Source organism: Acinetobacter legionensis, from assembly GCF_048552295.1.
Classification (GTDB): Bacteria; Pseudomonadota; Gammaproteobacteria; order Pseudomonadales; family Moraxellaceae; genus Acinetobacter.
This window is the reverse complement of the sequence record NZ_JBIMCW010000041.1, coordinates 1-20400: the sequence shown is the minus strand read 5'-3', so window position 1 is coordinate 20400 and position 20400 is coordinate 1. Positions and strand designations below refer to the sequence as shown.

Genomic DNA, 20400 nt, shown 5'->3' with positions numbered 1-20400 from the left:
ATAAAAATAGGGCGTTATGAACATGGTATTGTTTTCATTTATCAAAATATAGTGAGAATTTGTTGTGTTGTTAAAACATTCAAATAAAAACCGCAGTCAATGAGCTGCGGTTGAGTGAAGCATTTTAAAATTATCTCAGCTTGCGTTATGAAACTTGAAAATAGTCTCGCTATTCTCCATTCATGCTTTACGACGTATACGTCTCATGCTCAATTTTAACCTACAACGCAAGCCATTTATGAAATGCTAACAGGCCCTAAAGACGTTTGCGTTTTGCAGCAGTAATTTGTGATTGACGCATACGGAAACCTTCTTTTTGTTTCTCAGATGTTTTATCAATACAATATTTGCAAGAAACACCATGTTCATAACTTGGTAAATCGGCTTCTTCAGGAACCAGTGGCCAACCACATGCATGACATTTAATATTTTCACCTTCTTCCATACCATGTGTCACCGCAGTACGACCATCAAAAACGAAACATTCACCTTCCCACATACTCTCATCAGCAGGGGTTTCCTCAAGGTATTTTAAAATACCGCCTTTAAGGTGATACACCTCGTTAAAGCCTTCTTGAAGGAGTAATGAGGTTGATTTTTCACAACGAATACCGCCTGTACAGAACATCGCAATTTTCTTATCTTTATGCTGCTCAAGTTCTTTTTTTACATATTCAGGGAATTCACGAAAGGTTTCTGTTTTAGGGTCAATCGCACCTTTGAATGTACCTGCTTTATATTCATAATCATTACGTGTATCAATCAAAATCACGTCATCACGCGCGATGAGTTCGTTCCATTGCTTTGGATCAAGATAATGTCCAACAAGATCACGAGGTTTCACCTCTACACCTAAAGTTACGATTTCGTTCTTTAGCTTAATCTTCATCTTACGGAATGGCTTTTCATCACTATGTGATTCTTTATATTCCATGCTGTTAAAGCCTTCATTCAATAAGAATTGATGAATGACGTCAATGGCTTGACGATCGCCAGCAACAGTTCCGTTAATTCCTTCACCTGCAATAATAAGAGTACCGCAAAGGTTGATGGTTTTTACCAAGTCTAAAAGACGTTGTTGAAGATCTGCAGGATCTTGAACTTCTTTGAATTGATAAAGTGCTGCAACAACCCAACCAGAGGTCGCTTGCTGTTCTACAGGTGCAAGCTGTTCTACAGTAGCGTTCATGGAGTACTCCAAATATTTAAGATAGAATAAAATTTAAGGCGCACATTTTAGCGTGATTTACATCAATATGCGAGAAAACCCTAGTCTTTGTAGTGTTTTTTTATTCCCTGAAAAAAATGTGGGTTTTTATACTAAATATAGTACTTTAAAATATTTTATATACCATATATAGTATTGCGAAAAGATTATTTCGTACCGAAAAAGTGTGTCACATCGTTGATGTAAGGAGTAAATTTTGAGTAACGAACGTCGGATACCTACCTTAACGCCATGTGCTGGTCGTTGTTCAACGGTATTTGGTGATTCTGTTTGTCGTGGTTGCCGTCGTTTTAATCATGAAGTGATCCAATGGAATACATATGATTCAGAGCAACGTTTAGCCGTTTGGAAAAGGCTGGATGCACAGCTTGATCAAATTTTAATTCCGATGTTACCTTTTGCCGATTTAAGACATATCGAAGGTTTTATTTTAGGTAAACGTATACGAGTGATGGACTCAGCTTCTAAAGGACGCAAGTTGTATCATGCATTAAAAATTTGTGAAAAAAATAAACATCTTGCAGAAGAGAGTGGTTTGGGAATTCAAGAGAAACAGGTAAAACCGCTTTGGGATGAATTTGAACGCCGTGTATTGGCATTGGCGAATGCGAGTTATGATTTCGCATGGTTACGCGCAGATGGTATTCGTCAAAGTATTTTACATTTGGAAGATGTTTAAGCCCAGTTCCCGTAATGATCTATTATTTAACAGACCTCAATATTTTGGCTATTTAATTTTAAGCAATGTCACTTATAAAAATTAAAACAAAAACGGGCCCTGTCATTTAATCGTACTTTAATCAAGAATACCTAATCAATATTAAAAAGCCAGTCCAAAGATTTGAACTGGCTTTTTTACTCTGTCTAAATGTAATGACTTAAAATATTTTCTTAGACATTGTGTTTTAAACGATACTGAACCAATTCTTCAATGGTAATAAGTGTTAAATGATGCGTTTGTGCATATGCTAAAACTTGAATGCCTGAAGCCATTGTTCCATCAGGATTAGTCACTTCACATAACACACCGGCGGGTTTTAAACCGGCTAAACGTGCTAAATCAATAGAACCTTCTGTATGTCCACGACGGGTTAAAACCCCCCCATTACGACCACGCAATGGAAAAACATGACCAGGGCGATTCAGATCACTTGCGACAGCACCTGTTTTAATTGCAGCATGAATAGTAGTGGTACGGTCTTTTGCAGAAACACCTGTTGTTACACCTTGTGCTGCTTCAATGGTAATGGTAAAAGCCGTTTTAAACTGACTTGAATTGTCCTGAACCATAGGTGGCAGGTCAAGGTGATCTGCTAATTCATCGGTAATGGTTAAGCAGACAATCCCTGAACCATCACGAATCATACGTGCCATAGTTTCAATATTGAGGGTTTCTGCTGCAACAATTAAATCTGCTTCGTTTTCACGATCAAAATCGTCCATGACCAAAACAGGCTTGCCTTGGCGCATATCTTCGATTGCTTGTTCGATACGTTGGTCTGCAGGCGATAGTGCAGAAAAGAAAATTTCGGGTTGAATTAAACTAGACATTGAAACGCTCTCGTAAAGTTAAAATACGGTTGAACATTTCAGGACATTTGAAATAGTGGCGTTACAAAACCTTTTCCAATAAAGAATATTGAAATTTTTAAGCTGTGACGTCGTCTTCTTTCATCCGGACTATACCGTCGGCTTTGGCATTTCACCAAATCTGCGAATCACGATTAAGCGCGATAAGCTCGTGGGCTGTTGGCTCAGGCTTGAAAATCCGTCCAATTTACCACCGGTGGGGAATTACACCCCGCCCTGAAGCGATGTGCATTTATTATAGACACTTTTTTACTAAATGGATGCTTTTTTTTAGAATGATCAGTACTATAGATAGAACAATAGTTGCTATAGAAAATAATTAAACTTATACATTTAAAAGAATATTTGTGGTCATAGTGATCAACGAATAGCAATACAATAAGGAGACTAAGCTTGATCACGATTCAGCAAGATGTCTATTCATGGCGTAACGATGACTTTGTTAAACACTTACAGGTTTTAGGATTTTCTCTAATTGCAGTCAGTATTTTATATTTGACTGCTGCAAATTGGTTAATGTTGCCTCAGTTTTTTCAATTAGCTATTCCACAAATATTTTTATTACTCAGTGCTCTAGCAAGTATTTTTTTTGCTAAGCATGATTATTTAGTACAGTGTTTACATACAGTAAGTGGCTTGATGATTGGTTTAAGTTTGGCGGTCATAGGTCAAATTTATCAAACAGGGGCAGATAGTTATTTACTATTTTTAATCTGGTCTATTTTATTATTGCCGTGGTTGTATCGTCCGAATATTGGTGTTTTTACATTGCTCTGTATTGTCAGTCAACTCACCTTATTTTTGTTTTTTAAACAAACATTTTGGGCTGATGAATATCCAGTTACATTCTTATTTAGCTTAAATCTTCTGTCATTATTTCAGTTTTATTTTTGTCTTCGTTATTATCAAAAGTTGCGTTATCTCTTTATCCTATGGTTTGGAATTCTTTCAATTTGGCATATGGGGTTATTTTTATATGGTGATGGTGATTTGGCATTCGCCACAACCATGATTTTTAGATTGATAGACGTTAAGATCGCTTATTTAATCTCATCATTTTTTCTTCTTTCTGTCGCATTAACTTATTTTTATCGAAAAAGAGATCAGTTATGTAGTGTACTTTCAGCAGTAGGTTTAGGGATTACGTTTACGCTGGTGATTTTCAAATGGATGAATAGTCTATTTCATGAATCTGAAGTGCTAGGATTATTTTCAATTGCTTTGGTTGTTTTCGCTTGGTTTGCAATGATTACTTTCCTATTGATTAAGTTTATTCCGCAAAACAAATTTAATAATATTCCTATCGCAGTAGGTGCGTGGATTGCAGGTGTTTTATTGGCATCATTGATGCTGACATTTTGGGGTAATTTTTCCTTGATTATGGGGGCAGTTTTTGTAGTATTGGCCGCCTTTATTTTAACAAAGAAACAAGCTTTATTTTTAAGACAGTTCGCTTATTGTATATGGGTCGCAGGGCAAAATGCTGTAATTTTCCATACCTTTGAATGGACTGATCAATTCTTTCCACTTTTCTTTATTCAATTTGCCATGCTGTATCTTAGTTATTTTATTCGCAGCCATTGGTTCTTTATTTTTATCCAACTATTTGCTTTGTATTTATCAGGTATTGCGTTGATTTGGGATTTAAACGTTCTGCTTGGATTACATCGTTTTGTTGAAAATTTTTCATTTCTGGTCTTATTGAGTTATGGGTTTTATCTCGTAATGATTTGGATGCATCGTATTCAACCCAGTCAATACCAACGAAGTTTAGCATTGGCTAATTTATTAATTATTCTTTCATCCATGGGGTTCTATACACTATTTGGACAATATGAATTAGATAAAATTAGATACCTTCCTATTCTTAGCTTGGGGCTGCCTATTTTGTGGTTGGCTTTGTTTATGGCGTTGAGGATTCGTAATCAATTTAGCTTGATTGCCCAATTGATTTTATTGGCTTTTGCTGCAGTACTGATATTTTATGGCTATTTTGAAATTTTTATTTGTATCACCATACTTTCATGGGCATTGTCACAGCACGATAAAATTGTCTATGGTTTTGCTTTAGTGACTTTGGCGTTAACCTTATGGTTTATTTACTATGCCTTGAATGTTAGTTTCCTTGTTAAAAGTCTGAGTATTTTTAGCTCAGGATTAATTTTGTTGATACTGACTTGGGTACTGCATAAATTCCAATCAAAAGAGGGGGTAAATACATGAAAAAATTCATTCCTCTTTGTCTTGCTTTAATCTGTATTATTCTTTTTCTAGGCATCATTTTTAAGAATGAACAGCATCTGAAAAATAGTCAGAGTATATATGTCCGCTTACAACCTGCAGATCCTCGTTCATTTATTCAAGGGGATTACATGGCACTGAATTATCAGCTTTACTTAGCTCCTCAGGAGACTAGATTTTCAATTGAAAATCACCTAGATTCAACCAAACCCGCTATAGAGTCTAATGAGACAATCAGTCAGGTATTCTCAGGTCATTATTATGATGATCGTATAAAAAATAAGTCCTCTGTTTTGAATTATGTAGCATTAGATCAACAGAAAAAGGTAGCACATACTTATTTTGAAAAGCCTAAAGATGCGCAAACTGTAAAATTGATTTTGAAAAACCCTGATAATCGATATACATCATTATATCCAGCTGCAAAAAGTTTTTTATTCGCTGAAGGTTTGGGGCAATGCTATCAAGCTGCACATTATGCAGAATTTAAAGTAGATCGACAGGGGAATGCGATTCTTGCATCTCTGAGAGGAAAGCAACTACAAGATTTAGACTGTGAGAATAAACAACGTTGGCGTGATGGTTTTCGTTCTGTAAATAAATCATCATAAGCTGAGTAGGCATAAAAAACCCGCATCATTGCGGGTCTTGAATCATTTGTGTGCAATTATGCAACTTGAACAGGGATACAGTTTGCTGTGTGATTTACTGTATTGTCTGGATTTGCATATACAAGACGTGGTTTATGCGCATCAGCTTCAGCATTAGTAAAATCACCAAATGTGGCAATAATCATTAAATCACCAACATCAGCTTGAAGTGCAGCACCACCATTGACTGAAATGATGCCTGAACCTTCTTCGCCACGAATCGCATAGGTTGTAAAGCGCTTACCATTAGTCACGTTCCACATATGAATTTCTTCATATTCACGGATACCAGCTAAATCCAAAAGAATACCGTCGATTGCACAAGAACCTTCATAATGTAATTCTGCTTGTGTAACAACACAACGATGGATTTTTGCTTTTAATAAACGAGATAGCATGATTTGCGTCTCCAGAGTAGCCCTTACAATTGTTATCTTGTGTTGAAGCAACAATTTTCAATGGGGGGATGCATTTGAAAGCGCATTTTGCTCTTAAAAATGAATCATGGCAAGAAAAATTGTTGAACAAAGAACATAAAATTTAGGTTTAAATTATGCTTTATAAGCATTGATTTGATTCATTGCTTGGTGAATCTCACCATTAACCAATAATTTTGTTTTGCCTAAAGCATGGTGTATTGCATCATCCATTAAAGTCTGTTCACTGCTTGGTGCTTTACCCAGTACATGTCCTGAAACTTTTTCTTTAGCGCCGGGATGACCAATGCCAATACGTAAGCGATGAAAATTAGAACCAATATGAGGAACAATGTCACGTAGACCATTGTGACCACCATGTCCACCGCCAGTTTTTAAACGAATGACGCCCGGATTCATATCCAGTTCATCATGAGCGATGAGAATTTCTTCTGGTTTAATTTGGTAGAATTTTGCAAAGGGAACAACACTTTGACCAGAAAGGTTCATAAATGTTGTGGGCAAAAGTAGACGAACATCTTGTCCTTCAATATTACCGCGACCACTGATTCCTTTGTACTTTGAATCAGTTTTTAATGTAATACCATATTGTTCTGCAAGGCGTTCGACGAACCAAAAGCCTGCATTATGGCGGGTTTGGGCATATTCAGAACCTGGATTACCCAAACCAATAATCAGTGAAAGTTTACTCACTCATTTACACCATTTAACATTTATGCGCGTTTAAAGTCAGCGTGCATTGGTGTGTTTTTAGCTGGGTGACGTTGTAAAGCTTGGATTTTAACGCTTTCAACTTTACCTTCGATGTTAAGATCAATAACTTCTTCAAAGAAAGAGTTATTTTCTAAAGCTTTAACAAGCTCGCGAAGTTCTAAAGTAACCGCTACAGGTTCAGCAGAACCACCATAGATGATCGCTGGAACTTTGTTTTGAAGACGAAGGCGGCGGCTCGAACCTTTCCCTTGAACTGCTTCTTCACGTGCTACTGCATTTAATACGAAGTTTGCCATGATGACATTTCCTCATTGAGTGTAATTGACTGAACTTTCGACCAGCCCAGTGATATAAAGCCCTACCAAAGAGTAGGGCTTTGAAAATTTGGCGCTATTATAGATAAGAATCGAACATTGCGCTAATAGATTCTTCGTTGTTAATACGACGAATTGTTTCAGCAACCATACTTGCTACTGAAACTTGGCGAATCTTACCAAGTTTTAATGCTTCATCTGAAAGTGGAATTGTGTCAGTAACAACCAATTCATCAATTACAGATTTGCTTAAATTTTCGAGTGCTTTACCTGATAGTACAGGGTGCGTTGCATAAGCAACCACTTTACGAGCACCAAAAGTTTTTAGTGCATCGGCAGCTTTACACAAAGTACCAGCTGTATCAACCATGTCATCGACAATCACACAGTCACGATCACGTACATCACCAATCAAATGCATCACTTGTGATTCATTCGCTTTTTGACGACGTTTATCAATAATTGCAAGGTCGATATCACCCATTTGTTTTGCAACAGCACGTGCACGAACTACACCACCAACGTCAGGTGAAACCACCATTAGGTTGTGATGTTGTTGTTGACGTAGGTCAGCAAGCAAAGCAGGCGTACCATAGATGTTATCTACAGGAATATCAAAGAAACCTTGGATTTGGTCAGCATGCAAATCGATCATTACAACACGGTCAATACCAACAGTGGTGAGCATGTCTGCTACAACTTTTGCAGTAATTGGAACACGAGTTGAACGAGGACGACGGTCTTGGCGTGCATAACCGAAGTATGGAATTACAGCAGTAATACGACCAGCACTTGCACGACGCAAAGCATCTGCCATTACTAAGATTTCCATAAGGTTATCATTCGTAGGGGCACAAGTGGGCTGTACGATAAACACGTCTTTACCACGCACATTTTCAGTAATTTCGACAGTGATTTCACCATCAGAAAATTTACCTACAGCAGCAGCTCCCAAAGGGATGTGCAAATGGCTAACGACTTTTTGGGCGAATTGTGGATGCGCAGTTCCACTAAAAACGACAAGATTGGGCATGAAGCACCCTTGGCGGTTGGCAGATTTGAATTAGATGGCAGGGGCGGCTGGATTCGAACCAACGGATGCCGAGATCAAAACCCGGTGCCTTACCACTTGGCGACGCCCCTAATGCGGCAGAATTTTAGTGTTTTTGCATGTCTCTGTCAAGGTAAATCAACATTAAATACAAATTACTATGTTCTGTCTTTTTTGAGAAAATGGCAGGGGCGGCTGGATTCGAACCAACGGATGCCGAGATCAAAACCCGGTGCCTTACCACTTGGCGACGCCCCTAATTTGATGTTGTATTTAATGGCAGGGGCGGCTGGATTCGAACCAACGGATGCCGAGATCAAAACCCGGTGCCTTACCACTTGGCGACGCCCCTAAAATACAACGATCTACAGATGAAAAATGATGGCAGGGGCGGCTGGATTCGAACCAACGGATGCCGAGATCAAAACCCGGTGCCTTACCACTTGGCGACGCCCCTATCATTACACTGTAAAATGAGTGAGTGGTGATTCATTCAAACTGTTGACCAAATAGGCTTTACAGGGTGAATACTTTAAAACATCATCAATCTTCATTTGTTCAGTGACTTCAACAAAAACACAAGCACCTGTACCTGTAAGCTTTGCTGTACCGAACTGATCTAAATACTGCATTGCTTCATCAACTTCAGGATATAAATTTCTTGCCAGTGGCTCAAAATCATTTCTAAAATTGGATGGCTTTAGCTGATAGGCGCAAAATTTAGTAGGCTTCGTATCTCTTGTCAATGTTTTTTGCGAAAAAAGTCGTTGAGTGCTGATAAAACAATCAGGTTTTAACACAATGTATTGTTTTTGATCTAAGTCTATGAATGTTAAGTGTTCACCTATACCTTCAGCCCAAGCATTACGACCATGAACAAAGATTGGAACATCTGCCCCCAATTTCACCCCAAGCTCAGCCAGTTGCTCAGTATTTAAACCGCACTGCCAAAGTTGATTGACCACGATCAATGTAGTGGCAGCATTGGAAGAACCACCACCTAGACCTGCACCCATTGGAATATTCTTTTCGATACGAATTTTTAAACCAGATGGCTGTGTGGCATAAGGTTTTAAAATTTGAACCGCTTTATAAATCAGATTATGTTCCAAATCGACGTTACTAAAACCTTCAAGACTGATTTCTGGTTGAGAATGTTCTGTTTGGGTGAATTCTAACCAGTCATACAAATCAATCAGCTGAAAAATACTTTGCAACTCGTGATAGCCATTTTCACGGCGACCTGTGATATGCAAAAACAAATTCAATTTTGCTGGAGAGGGAACACGAATCATAGATTTCATTGTCTAAGGTAAAGATTTAGCGGTTTTGAATCACCATTGTAATACGATTTTCCTGACCAGATTCAAGTTGTTGTTTTAAAATCAGCTTGTTGGGCAAGCTTGCTTGATTATTATAACTAAAATCTACAGTCCAGCCATCTTCAATGATTTGAGCAATACGTTGAGTATTGTCTCTTGTGATTTGTGCATTTTCAGTGGCAGGGTAGGCTTGAACCCAATCGACAATATGCGTAATAGGTGCATTCCAGCCTGTGGCTTTTTCAAGCAGTTCTTCTGGTGTTTCAGCCGAAATTGACCCTGTTTTAGCGCTGTTTAGAGTAACTTCCCCAGATTTTCCTTCAATAATGGTTTTGCCAATGCCTAAGATCCCATTCAATTGGATGTTAAAATCTTGTTGGTCTTGCGTCCATGTATAGAACGCACTGCCAGACTGTTTAGGTGTTTTTACCCCAATTTTCCCTTCAAGATTAAATTGATTTGACGGTTTTTGCTGAGGCGCTGTGGCATCAGTGGGTGCCGTAAGCGTTGGTGTGGTTGGTGCAGGCTTTACGATTTGCTGACAACCCGTGATTGTAAAAACGGTTGCTGCAGTTAGGCTACAAAAGATCTGTGGAATGTGACGCATACAAGTCATTAACTCTTTTTAATATGTTGCGGTAATATTAATGAATCTAATTGATTTAATTGAGGATCATTTGGGTGATTTTGTTTGAGTTGTTGTAACACTTCATTAAATTGAGCTAACGCACCTTGCATATACAAGGATTTTGCATATCGAATACCGATGTTTACACTATGACTCAAATTATAAGCTTTCGATAAAATGTTTGAGGCAGCATCAAAATCATTTTGCAAGAATGTGATATATCCCAGCGTATCTAAAATCGAGGCTTGATCTGGTGCAGAGTCTAAGGCATGTTCAGCATACTTTCGCGCTTCATCTAAACGTCTATTTTGTAGTGCAAGCGTATAGGCATAAGCATTTAAATAAGCAGGATTATTGGGCTCTAAAGTTAAAAGTTGTTTCAGTGCTTTATCAAGTAAATCACGATCCTCAAATGGATCAAGAAGCAGTATTTCTGAATAGAGAATTTCAGGATCATCAGGCAAGTTCTTCACTGCTTCAGTGAGTAATCTCAATGCTGCTTTTTTATTGCCCATGCGTTTTAAAATCTCAGCTTGAGCCTGATATAAGAAACTTGCATGTTGTGGATAATTGACACGTTCTTGGGTTAAAAACCGCAAAGCATCATTCATCTTGTCTTGTCTTTCAAAAATCGAGACCAGATTACGGCGTGAAACCGTATATAAGTTCCCATCAACCAGACGATAATAGGCTTTTGCCGTTTCATCATTTTGCTTTCGTTCAGCATTTACTGCCAAATAAAAATAAGCTTCATTTTGATAACGTGACGAATAACGTAATTCCACCAAATATTGTTCAGCTTGATCTAGCTTTTTTAAATCAATCGCAGTTAAACCTGCGATAAATAGGGCTTCTTCAGCATCCGGCCAAGTTTGGATAATAGATTCTAATTTAGTTAAAGCCAATTCAGATTGATGAATCTTGATCAAATATTTAACTTCAGCTAGACGGATATCATAGTTATATTTGTTTTTACGACTACTTCGATCATACCATTTTAAAGTCGCTTCCTGGTCACCCAAAGCCTCTAATAAATTGGCTTTCATCAAAATAAAGCCAGTCACTTTTGAACGTTTTCTTAGTGCTTTATTGACAGTTTTTAGCGCTTGCTCGATTTCATCGTTTTGCGCTTCCAAACCTGCAATTAGAATAAGCACAGAAGGGTTATTTTTTTCTTTACTCGCTCTCAGTGTACTGAGCAGATTTTGACGATCTACTTCTGATTCTGGTGCAATTCCTTCTAAAATCTTTTCTAAATCAGCGTTAGGGTCAATGTTGAGAATACTGTCTAGGGTTTCTGCAGCAAGTTCGTATTCATGTGATTTGAGCGCAATATGTGCCAAGTAAAATTTTGCAGGAACATCTTCAGGTTCTTGTACAACCCAATGGGTGGCAATGTCTAAAGCGGCTTTTAAATCATTTTGTTCAATTGCAACATTCAAGGCACGTTGCTTAATGGTGGTTGAATTACTACGAATTGCGAGCACAGTATAATTGTGTAAAGCAGTTGCTGTATCATTATAAGCCAATGAAAATTCAGCAATAATACTTTGTTTTAATGCATTAGTATTATATTTCGCATGATAAAATTCTCCAGATGCTCTAATATGAGCACTAGAAGCCATGCTACCAACCAGTAAGAATGTGGTAGAATATTGCTTAATTGTCATGCCGCTTAAGCGGTTGTTTATTTGACGCAATTTTTCCGAATCCAAGTATGCTTTTTATGACACCGTTATTGCACAATAGCACAAATTTAACGAAATGATGATCTGATATGTCTTTCTTTGCATTGGGTGTCAACCATCAAACTGCCTCTGTTGAGCTACGTGAGCAAATTGCTTTTAATCCAGAACGATTAAAAGATTTATTTGCTGTAGAAAGCCTTCGCCAAAATTTGAATGATATGGTGGTGGTCTCAACATGTAATCGTACTGAAGTCTATGCCATGGCTGAAAATGCCGATATGGTATTAAATTGGCTCGCCCAAACCAATGGTATTGATGTAAAGCAATTGTCAAATCATGTATATCGTTATGAAAATACCGATGCTGTTTCGCACTTGATGCGAGTCGCAAGTGGTTTAGATTCGTTGATGCTAGGTGAGCCACAAATTCTTGGGCAGGTTAAAACAGCACTATCAATCTCAAAAGATGCTGAAATTGTCTCGCAAAACCTAAATCAAATATTTGAATATGCATTTTATGCAGCCAAACGGGTACGTTCTGAAACTGCAGTGGGTAGCCATGCTGTTTCGATGGGATATGCAGTTGCTCAACTTGCATTGCAAGTTTTTAGTAAGCCTGAACAGCTTACAGTTATGGTGGTTGCCGCAGGTGAAATGAACAGCTTGGTGGCGAAACATTTGGCTGAAATGGGTGTTGCAAAAATCCTGATTTGTAATCGAAGCCGTGAACGGGCAGAAAAATTAGCACAAGAAATAGCACATCGTGTTGAAGTAGAAATTATTCCATTTGATGAATTAACTTCGAATCTCTATCGTGCGGATGTAATTTCGAGTTGTACAGGCAGTTTGCATCAAGTCATTGCTTATGCAGATGTGAAGTTTGCTTTAAAAAAACGTCGTTATCAACAAATGCTTATGGTCGATTTAGCTGTACCTCGTGATATAGATCCAAAAGTTGAAAGTTTGGATGGTGTGTATTTATACGGTGTGGATGATCTACAAAGCGTAATTGATGAAAATTTAGCACAACGACGTCAAGCTGCGGTTGAAGCTGAAGTCATGGTTAATCAACTGGTGACCCAGTTGGTGACTCAGCAAAAAGTAAAAGAAGCGGGGAGTACAATTCAACAATTTCGTGAACACGGTGAAGAACAACGTCAGATGGAATTGTCGCATGCTTTAGAACGTATTCAGGCAGGTGAGGATACTCAACATGTACTTGAGGATTTTGCGCATCGTTTGACCCAAAAGTTATTGCATCCTTCTTCAATTTTATTACGCAATGCGGCGCAAGATGAAGATCCATCACATTTTGAGTGGATGAAAGAAAATATTCAGGATATTTTTGAACAAGAAAGAAAACCAAAAGCGAAGTGATTATTTTTTTAAAATAATGTGATTTAATGTTTTTGCTTCGCCAGCTATTATTGGTGTATCTATTCGTGCGATCAAATTAGAATAATGAAATTAAGGTAATTAAAATGCTTAAAACTTTATATATTCATATTATTGTGTTTGTCAGTAGAATACTTTTCAAAGCCTGTAAAAGACAGTGATGTATTATTGAACCAAGCAATTAAGGATCTACATCGCCTCTCTATTTCGGGTGGAGTTATGGGGGTAATTGATTCAGTTGATCGATGCTATAAAAATCTCAAAAAACTAAACTATATAGCTTTTATCTAGATTATTCAGGGCGGTTATTGGATGCACTTATGGTCGAAAGTATAAATGCACACTCAGACTCTAATTTCCCTACTACCGTGTTGTTTAGTGATGAAAACTTTCAAAAACGTATATTTATAAACCTATATAAGCCTCATGACTCCTCAATGGAAGAGGCCAATAGCCATATGAATTTTTTGTATTACAAAATACTCGATAAGCTCAATGAAGCGTTTATTAAAAATTAATGATGTACCAGCTTTAAACTAATTTGTTTAGTCAGTTCATTGAGTTGTTTACGTAAATTACGTGATTCACTTAACGAAGTTGGGGCTTTAAGCTTTAATTTTAAATATTTCTCTTGCAAGGCTAAAGAGTAATCTGAAGCCAATTTATCTGCCATTTCAGGCGCTTCAGCCAAAGCCTGAATATTAGTGCGTTGGATGATTTCAGATAATTCCAAATGATAAGCGCCACATGCACCTAAAATATAATAGGTTGCAAGTTCTTGATCGTCTGGTAGCTCGTCAAAGACACGGTCAAATACGGCTAAGATCTGCGCCAATAGTTCATCTGGATGAATCAATGCGCGTAATACTTCAAAATGAATATACAAAAATGGGTGTTGCATCAAAATCGCAACAGCAAAGTCTTCATCTTTAGTACGAATATTAAATGACAATGAGGCATCTAAGCTGACTTGAGGTTGCCATTTTCGATTAAAACCTAATTTTTCTTTAAAGAATTGTCTTAATAAATAGCGATAAGAACCTTGCTTAGGCAGTAATTCCGTTAGTTGATTGAGTTCAGCCATCACCTGACTTTTGCCCTCAGGTGTAGCAACATCATAATTTTGACTTAATAATGCAAAGACAAAATCTGATAATAATGGGGATTGTTGCCATATACGTTGAAAAGTTTCAAAACCCTCTTTACGAATCAACGAATCTGGATCATGCTCTTTGGGTAGAACAAAGAATTTAAGTTCACGACCATCATTTAATAATGGCAGGGCAATTTCTAAGGTTCGACGTGCTGCTTTTTGTCCCGCGGCATCACCATCAAATGCAATTGTGATCTGATTGTTCTGCTTAAATAAAATATTTAAGTGATCAGCATTGCTGGCTGTACCTAATGTTGCTGTTGCCCCAGAAATCCCATTCTGTTGTAAGGCGATCACATCCATATAGCCTTCTACCATGAGCCAATTTTGCGCACGGTCTTTACGCCCTTCATACAAGCCGTAAAGGAGTTGATTTTTGTGGAAAACTTCAGAATCAGGTGAGTTAATATATTTCGGTTTGATTTCATCATTCAATGCGCGACCACCGAAACCGACAACACGACCTTTGTTGTCTCGAATTGGGAAAATCACCCGATCACGCAACAAATCGAAGTCACGACCACTATCACTGGTACGAATTAACCCCAGCAGTTTTAAACCTTCAATATCTTGTGGAAAGGCTTTTTCCAAATGTTGCCAATCTTCTGGTGCATAGCCTAAACGCCAATATTGGATGGTTTCGCTACTTAAGCCACGATGTTTAAAATAATTCTGCGCGACTTTACTGTTTGGCAATTGCCGTTCATAAAATTGTGCAATATTTTCTAGAAGATCATAAAGGTTACCATCTTGAGGGATTTGGTTAAAACCAGTTGGATCAAATTGGGTTGGATCGAAATGCTCTGGATCTGGATATTGGCTAAAAGCTTCGAAAGGATCAACTTCACGTGGCTGAACATAATCTGTTTTTTGCTCAGCGGGTTTAGAATCTACTAATTTATCTTCTACAGCCTTCACTGCTGGTTTAGGTTTGGATACTTCACGCTTATATGACAATTTTTTATTGTCATGATTGTCTTTGGGAAGTTCGACACCTGCATGGCTGGAGAGTTCTTTCATGACATCGACAAAGTTTCGATTATCAATATCCATTAAGAAGCGAATGGCATTGCCATTTGCCTGACAACCAAAGCAGTGATAATACTGTTTATCACGGTAAACATGAAAAGAGGGGGACTTTTCCTGATGAAAAGGGCAACAGCCTGAATAGGTGCGACCAGTTTTTTTCAATTTCACACGTTGACCAATCAGATCGACAATATCTGTGCGATCCAAAACTTGATCTATCGTGTGCTGAGGAATAGCCATAAATTTAATGTCATGTATCGTTTAAACTAATTTAAAGTTTAACGTAGTTTTGCTTCTAAAAATATCGATGAATAAAAAAGACGGGTAAAAACCCGTCTTGATTTGTCGCAATCAATATTTATTTACGTTGTCCATCATACAAACTTTCATCTGCGCGTGCGGGTTCTTTAGATACTTCACGATTTGGACGATCAAGTAAGCCAAAACTCACTTTATTCAACAAGCTTGATTTTTGTTCTGCTTGATCAGACGTTTCAGAACTCGCTTCTTGTGATACTTCTGCTTTATCACCACGACCTAAAATACCTAATGTTGCACGGTTCCACCAGCTGGCTTCTTTACGTGCTGCGCGTATATTCACTTCACCATTTGATTTAACAAGGTTCGGGTAGTTTTGCTTAAGCACGCCAATGTACTGTTGTGATGTTTCTTTATCGCCCAACTTATCATAACCATATGCCATAGTTGCTAAGGCTTCAGGAACTTGAGGGGTTTGAGGATAGTGTTCAATCACCCATTGTGAACGTTCAATCGCAGCCAAATATGCTTTACGTTTAATATTGAAACGTGCAGTATTCATTTCACTTTCAGCCAATTCTTGACCGATGTATTTCATTCGCTGTGCGGCATCAACTGAATACTGGCTTGAAGGGTAGCGACGAATTAAGTCGACAAAATTTTGATAGGCAATTTTTAAATAACCTACATCACGATGCGCTTGTTTTAATGAGGTATAGCGAAGCAAACTGTCATAGTTTTGCTCCATATTGGCTACACCACGGACATAGTAGGCATAGTCTAAATTCGGATGTTGAGGATTTAAACGGATAAAACGATCTGCCAGTGCAATTGTACCTTCATAATCTTTTTGCTTAAATTTTGTGTAAAGCAATTCAAGCTGAGCTTGTTGTGCATATTGCCCAGTCGGAAAATAAGTATCCATTGCTTCTAACGCTTTTGCAGCATCGCCATATTGCCCACGGTCTAATGATTTTATCGCATTATTGTAATAAGTCTGCTCATTTGATTTCGGGCCTGTATCAACAACATCCTTCTTCGGATTGCTGCTACAGCCGACAAATGCAGTTGCTAAGCCTACAGTTAAAGCAAGCATTGTGACTTTATAACGTGGTAGCGACATAAAAATTCCTCTGTTTATACGGGCAATAGGCTACAATTGCGCTATTAAACCACTTTTGTCCGAATGAGCAAATGACTTCAGCACACTCTTCTAATTCTAATTTCCCAGAAAACGATTTCAATTTACTTGAAGATTCTGAGGATGCAGATAATCATAATTCTGCACCAACTGCAACACGTTTATCGTTGCAATTTCAACTGGATGAAAGCTATTTAGGGCAACGTATTGACCAAGTCGCAGCACTGGTTTGGAACGAGTTTTCTCGTGAAAAACTCAAGCAGTGGATGAAAGAAGGTCATTTGTTGGTAAATGGTAACATTGTCAAGCCTAAGTATAAATGTGAAGGCAATGAACTTCTATGTTTAGATGTTGAGTTAGAAGCACAAACTTCTGCACAACCTGAAAATATACCTTTAAATATTGTTTATGAAGATGACGATATTATGGTCATCAATAAACCAGTAGGTATGGTTGTACACCCTGGGGCTGGTAATCCAAATGGTACTCTAGTCAATGCCTTGCTTTATCATTATCCAAAATCTGCCGAATTAACTCGCGCGGGTTTAGTGCATCGTATAGATAAAGATACCAGCGGCTTATTGGTTGTTGCTAAAAATCTGGAAGCTCAATTTTCTTTAAGTAAGCAATTGGCTAAAAAAACAGTTTACCGTGTATATGACTTGATTTGTTATGGTCATATTATTGCAGGTGGTACGATTGATGAACCGATTAAGCGCCATCCTGTAGATCGTGTAAAAATGGCTATTTTACCAGGTGGCCGTGATGCAGTGACGCATTACAATGTTAAAGAACGTTTTCAAAATTTTACCCGTGTACAGGCGCAACTTGAAACAGGGCGTACTCATCAAATCCGTATTCATTTCACCTATATTGGTTATCCATTGGTGGGTGATCCAGTATATGTTAGCCGTGTTAAAGTTCCAGCAGGCGCTTCTGAAAAACTGAGCAGTGCATTGCGTAATTTTAAACGCCAAGCTTTACATGCGTCTAAATTGGGCTTAGTTCATCCACGTACAAAAGAAGAAATGATGTTTGAAGCACCATGGTCAGATGATTTCGTTGAGTTGGTAGAAGTTCTACGTTCTGAAAATCAAGCGTATTGATTGATTTGTATTATAAAGCTGCTCAATGAGAGCAGTTTTATAAAGTTATTGGGTAACCACAACTATCTTTTGTCCTGTTGAAAAAATCGGCGTATATTTTGATTGATCCCTTACTCATTCTGATGACATTATTCTGTTTTGATAGGCAGAGTTGACCTGAAAATCTTCGAAAATAGAAGTGATTCGACTATGAAATCTTTTGCTTAAGTAATCTTTTGCAAGGTAATGATGTTGCGACATACGCTAAGTTATTTTATTTATAATAAGTTCGATTGAGGTGGTATTTTGATTAAAATAAAGACCAAAATTTTGTAGTGATATCCCTCAATAGGCATTTCATAACCACTCAAGCGTTTCTATTTTTAAAGTATCCAGAAGGATTGACGTAATGGATATAAATACTACAACTTATTAATATCCATGTTTAATTCAAGTCGAATAAGACATTAGGATCTAATTTTTTAGGGATTACCCGCTATTCAAGTTTTAATTGATATTGTTAATTTTGATTAAAGAAATAACAGTAAATTTGGTTGAAATTTTTAGCTTTACTAATCAATTAAATTAATTAAAGTATTGATCAAGGGTTGATTGAATTTGTTATAGTTATAGAGTCGTGAAATGATTTAAGTAGGAAATGTGCCAGATGCAATTTGTTCAAGGATTACCTCAAGGTGTATATGTCGGACAGACACATATACAGCACCCAAAGGCTTTGCCATCTGTACAGCCTGAACTTGAAGGTTTTAATTTGGCATTGCATGTAAATGATGATCCTAAACGTGTACAACAGCATCGTATGATTTTATTAGATGAATTTGCTGAATGGGGTGTCAATAAAATCACGTGGATGACTCAGACTCACAGTACAATTTGTCATACTGTCAATGAAGAAATGACCTTTACAGCATTGGTCGGTGACGGATTAGTTACACAGAATCAAGGGCATGCTTTGATGATGATGACCGCTGATTGTTTGCCTGTTGTATTAGGCAATAAGATGGGTAGTGAAGTTGCAAACTTACATGCAGGTTGGAGAGGGTTAGCTGGAGGGATTATTGAAAATACAATTGCCAATATGAAATCTCAACCTACCTGGGCTTGGTTAGGTGCAGCGATTAGTCAAGCTTGTTTTGAAATTGGTATAGAAGTAAAAACTGCTTTTTGCTCTAAATATGCTGAATTAGAAACAGCATTTATAAAGAGTGAGCAACAAGGTAAGTATTACGCTGATTTATATGCGATTGCACGTTACATTCTCAAACAGCATGGGGTCGATGTGATTACAGGCGGGGACCAATGTTCTTATCGACAAGATCAAGATTTCTATTCTTACCGCCGTCATGCAAAAACAGGTCGTATGGCAACTTTTGTATTTATTCATAATTAATTCTTTATTTTTAAATAGATTTATTGCAGTTTAAAAAATCTATTAATGCGTTTTCTGAACATTACAAGAATTGTTTAAAATTGAATAGATGTTAAACTTGAGCAAATTTGTTTGTTTTCAATTGATATGTCTTTATCTGCTAAATCTATCGCGATCGTTTACCACAGCCCATTTGGTCATACTGCAAAAGTTGCGAGTTATATTGCACAAGGCGCAGTAAAGATTGGTGTAACTGTCCATACCATGGATATTGAGCATATTGACTGGGATATTTTGGATCAGGCGAATGCTATTATTTTTGGTTCACCTACATATATGGGAAGTGTTACAGGTCCATTTAAAATGTTTATGGACTCGACATCTAAACGTTGGAAAAATCGTGATTGGCAGGGCAAGCTTGCTGCCGCATTTACCAATTCAGGTGGTTTAAGTGGAGATAAGCTTTCCGTCTTACAACAAATTAATATTTTTGCTATGCAACATGGCATGTTATGGTCTGGATTGCCTTTAATGCCTACAGGTGTGAAGCCTACAGATTTAAATCGTATGGCGGGTTACTTAGGGTTAATGACACAATCAGATAATGCACCTGTTGAAATTACACCGCCCTCAGGTGACTTGCAAACTGCAATATGGTTTGGAGAATATATAGCATTACTCATAAATAAAATTGCGGTATAATGATGCATTGTAATTACATAAAAAAACAAAAAAATCATAAATAAAAATCCTTTAGAATCATTGTGAAAGTTGGCTGATATAGAAAAATACTGGATTCATTGAGTTATTGACTGTGTTAAGCCTATTTTTTACTATCATTTTCATATAGTTTTGACCAATAATAAAAAATTGAGCATATGATATGGATATTAAGGCTAGAAAAATTATTAAAATCATGAAGATGATTTTAATAAATGGTCTGTTGGTTACTCCGATTTATTGTTTTGCAAACACTTTGCAGTCTGAAGGATAGAGGTGGATCAGGAAATTTGAACAACACTTATAAGTGATATTTTGCTCCCCAAATGATGTTATAAACATCAATATATGGAGTATTTTATGGCAC

Annotated in this window: 18 protein-coding genes, 4 tRNA genes and 1 riboswitch; of the genes, 7 read left to right on the top strand and 15 right to left on the bottom strand. The window is 37.4% G+C overall.

Annotation, left to right across the window (positions count from 1 at the left end; all coding sequences use genetic code 11):
• Positions 1–256 precede the first annotated feature (256 nt).
• On the bottom strand, positions 257–1189 hold the full coding sequence (trhO, locus tag ACG916_RS20215) for an oxygen-dependent tRNA uridine(34) hydroxylase TrhO (RefSeq protein WP_034618212.1): 933 nt from the start codon (positions 1187–1189) through the stop codon (positions 257–259).
• 235 nt (positions 1190–1424) lie between these two features.
• Here trhO and ACG916_RS20210 point away from each other — a divergent pair, with 235 nt between their 5' ends.
• On the top strand, positions 1425–1907 hold the full coding sequence (locus ACG916_RS20210) for a DUF1289 domain-containing protein (protein ID WP_336952762.1): 483 nt from the start codon (positions 1425–1427) through the stop codon (positions 1905–1907).
• 212 nt (positions 1908–2119) lie between these two features.
• Here ACG916_RS20210 and ribB read toward each other — a convergent pair whose 3' ends face one another.
• On the bottom strand, positions 2120–2779 hold the full coding sequence (gene ribB, locus ACG916_RS20205) for a 3,4-dihydroxy-2-butanone-4-phosphate synthase (protein WP_419327614.1): 660 nt from the start codon (positions 2777–2779) through the stop codon (positions 2120–2122).
• A gap of 108 nt (positions 2780–2887) precedes the next feature.
• Positions 2888–3045: riboswitch (FMN riboswitch) on the bottom strand.
• 166 nt (positions 3046–3211) lie between these two features.
• Between ribB and ACG916_RS20200 the strand changes: the two genes are divergently transcribed.
• Together ACG916_RS20200 and ACG916_RS20195 are read left to right on the top strand one after the other, a co-directional pair.
• Positions 3212–5041 carry a DUF2157 domain-containing protein gene (locus tag ACG916_RS20200; protein ID WP_419330606.1) on the top strand — a complete coding sequence of 610 codons (1830 nt, stop codon included), beginning with the start codon at positions 3212–3214 and terminating at the stop codon, positions 5039–5041.
• Positions 5038–5670 (top strand): GDYXXLXY domain-containing protein, encoded by a 633-nt coding sequence (locus ACG916_RS20195; RefSeq protein WP_419327616.1) that lies wholly within the window; start codon positions 5038–5040, stop codon positions 5668–5670. The genes ACG916_RS20200 and ACG916_RS20195 overlap by 4 nt, the downstream gene beginning before the upstream one ends.
• Before the next feature lie 56 nt (positions 5671–5726).
• Here ACG916_RS20195 and panD read toward each other — a convergent pair whose 3' ends face one another.
• The 11 genes from panD to ACG916_RS20140 all read right to left on the bottom strand — a co-directional run bounded on the left by panD (position 5727) and on the right by ACG916_RS20140 (position 11875).
• Positions 5727–6107, bottom strand: a complete 381-nt coding sequence (gene panD / locus ACG916_RS20190; RefSeq protein WP_004722504.1) for an aspartate 1-decarboxylase — start codon at positions 6105–6107, stop codon at positions 5727–5729.
• 153 nt (positions 6108–6260) lie between these two features.
• The gene (gene pth, locus ACG916_RS20185; protein WP_419330605.1) at positions 6261–6839 is read right to left on the bottom strand and encodes an aminoacyl-tRNA hydrolase; all 579 of its coding nucleotides are present in this window, start codon (positions 6837–6839) and stop codon (positions 6261–6263) included.
• A gap of 20 nt (positions 6840–6859) precedes the next feature.
• Positions 6860–7156 (bottom strand): 50S ribosomal protein L25, encoded by a 297-nt coding sequence (gene rplY, locus ACG916_RS20180; protein WP_004722499.1) that lies wholly within the window; start codon positions 7154–7156, stop codon positions 6860–6862.
• 97 nt (positions 7157–7253) lie between these two features.
• Entirely contained in the window at positions 7254–8207 is a 954-nt protein-coding gene (locus tag ACG916_RS20175) for a ribose-phosphate pyrophosphokinase (RefSeq protein WP_004722497.1), read from the bottom strand.
• A gap of 35 nt (positions 8208–8242) precedes the next feature.
• Positions 8243–8317 (bottom strand) — tRNA-Gln (locus ACG916_RS20170).
• 91 nt (positions 8318–8408) lie between these two features.
• Positions 8409–8483 (bottom strand) — tRNA-Gln (locus ACG916_RS20165).
• A 19-nt stretch (positions 8484–8502) separates the two neighbouring features.
• A tRNA-Gln gene (locus tag ACG916_RS20160) sits at positions 8503–8577 on the bottom strand.
• A 30-nt stretch (positions 8578–8607) separates the two neighbouring features.
• Positions 8608–8682, bottom strand: a tRNA-Gln gene (locus tag ACG916_RS20155).
• Between the two features lie 4 nt (positions 8683–8686).
• Complete coding sequence (gene ispE / locus ACG916_RS20150; protein WP_419327617.1) at positions 8687–9520, bottom strand: 4-(cytidine 5'-diphospho)-2-C-methyl-D-erythritol kinase; 834 nt, start codon at positions 9518–9520, stop codon at positions 8687–8689.
• A gap of 25 nt (positions 9521–9545) precedes the next feature.
• The gene (gene lolB, locus ACG916_RS20145) at positions 9546–10154 is read right to left on the bottom strand and encodes a lipoprotein insertase outer membrane protein LolB (RefSeq protein WP_419327618.1); all 609 of its coding nucleotides are present in this window, start codon (positions 10152–10154) and stop codon (positions 9546–9548) included.
• A gap of 8 nt (positions 10155–10162) precedes the next feature.
• The gene (locus ACG916_RS20140; RefSeq protein ID WP_336952756.1) at positions 10163–11875 is read right to left on the bottom strand and encodes a tetratricopeptide repeat protein; all 1713 of its coding nucleotides are present in this window, start codon (positions 11873–11875) and stop codon (positions 10163–10165) included.
• Positions 11876–11952: 77 nt separating this feature from the next.
• Between ACG916_RS20140 and hemA the strand changes: the two genes are divergently transcribed.
• On the top strand, positions 11953–13239 hold the full coding sequence (gene hemA, locus ACG916_RS20135) for a glutamyl-tRNA reductase (RefSeq protein ID WP_336952753.1): 1287 nt from the start codon (positions 11953–11955) through the stop codon (positions 13237–13239).
• A 532-nt stretch (positions 13240–13771) separates the two neighbouring features.
• Here the strand turns inward: hemA and ACG916_RS20130 are convergent.
• Both ACG916_RS20130 and ACG916_RS20125 read right to left on the bottom strand, forming a co-directional pair.
• On the bottom strand, positions 13772–15679 hold the full coding sequence (locus tag ACG916_RS20130) for a DNA primase (protein WP_336952751.1): 1908 nt from the start codon (positions 15677–15679) through the stop codon (positions 13772–13774).
• A gap of 118 nt (positions 15680–15797) precedes the next feature.
• Entirely contained in the window at positions 15798–16820 is a 1023-nt protein-coding gene (locus ACG916_RS20125) for an outer membrane protein assembly factor BamD (protein WP_004819623.1), read from the bottom strand.
• A 71-nt stretch (positions 16821–16891) separates the two neighbouring features.
• Here ACG916_RS20125 and rluD point away from each other — a divergent pair, with 71 nt between their 5' ends.
• The 3 genes from rluD (at position 16892) to ACG916_RS20110 (ending at position 20015) form a co-directional block, all read left to right on the top strand.
• On the top strand, positions 16892–17944 hold the full coding sequence (gene rluD / locus ACG916_RS20120; RefSeq protein WP_419327619.1) for a 23S rRNA pseudouridine(1911/1915/1917) synthase RluD: 1053 nt from the start codon (positions 16892–16894) through the stop codon (positions 17942–17944).
• Positions 17945–18590: 646 nt separating this feature from the next.
• Entirely contained in the window at positions 18591–19334 is a 744-nt protein-coding gene (gene pgeF, locus ACG916_RS20115; RefSeq protein WP_419327620.1) for a peptidoglycan editing factor PgeF, read from the top strand.
• Between the two features lie 126 nt (positions 19335–19460).
• On the top strand, positions 19461–20015 hold the full coding sequence (locus ACG916_RS20110; protein ID WP_419327634.1) for a flavodoxin family protein: 555 nt from the start codon (positions 19461–19463) through the stop codon (positions 20013–20015).
• Positions 20016–20400: the final 385 nt, after the last annotated feature.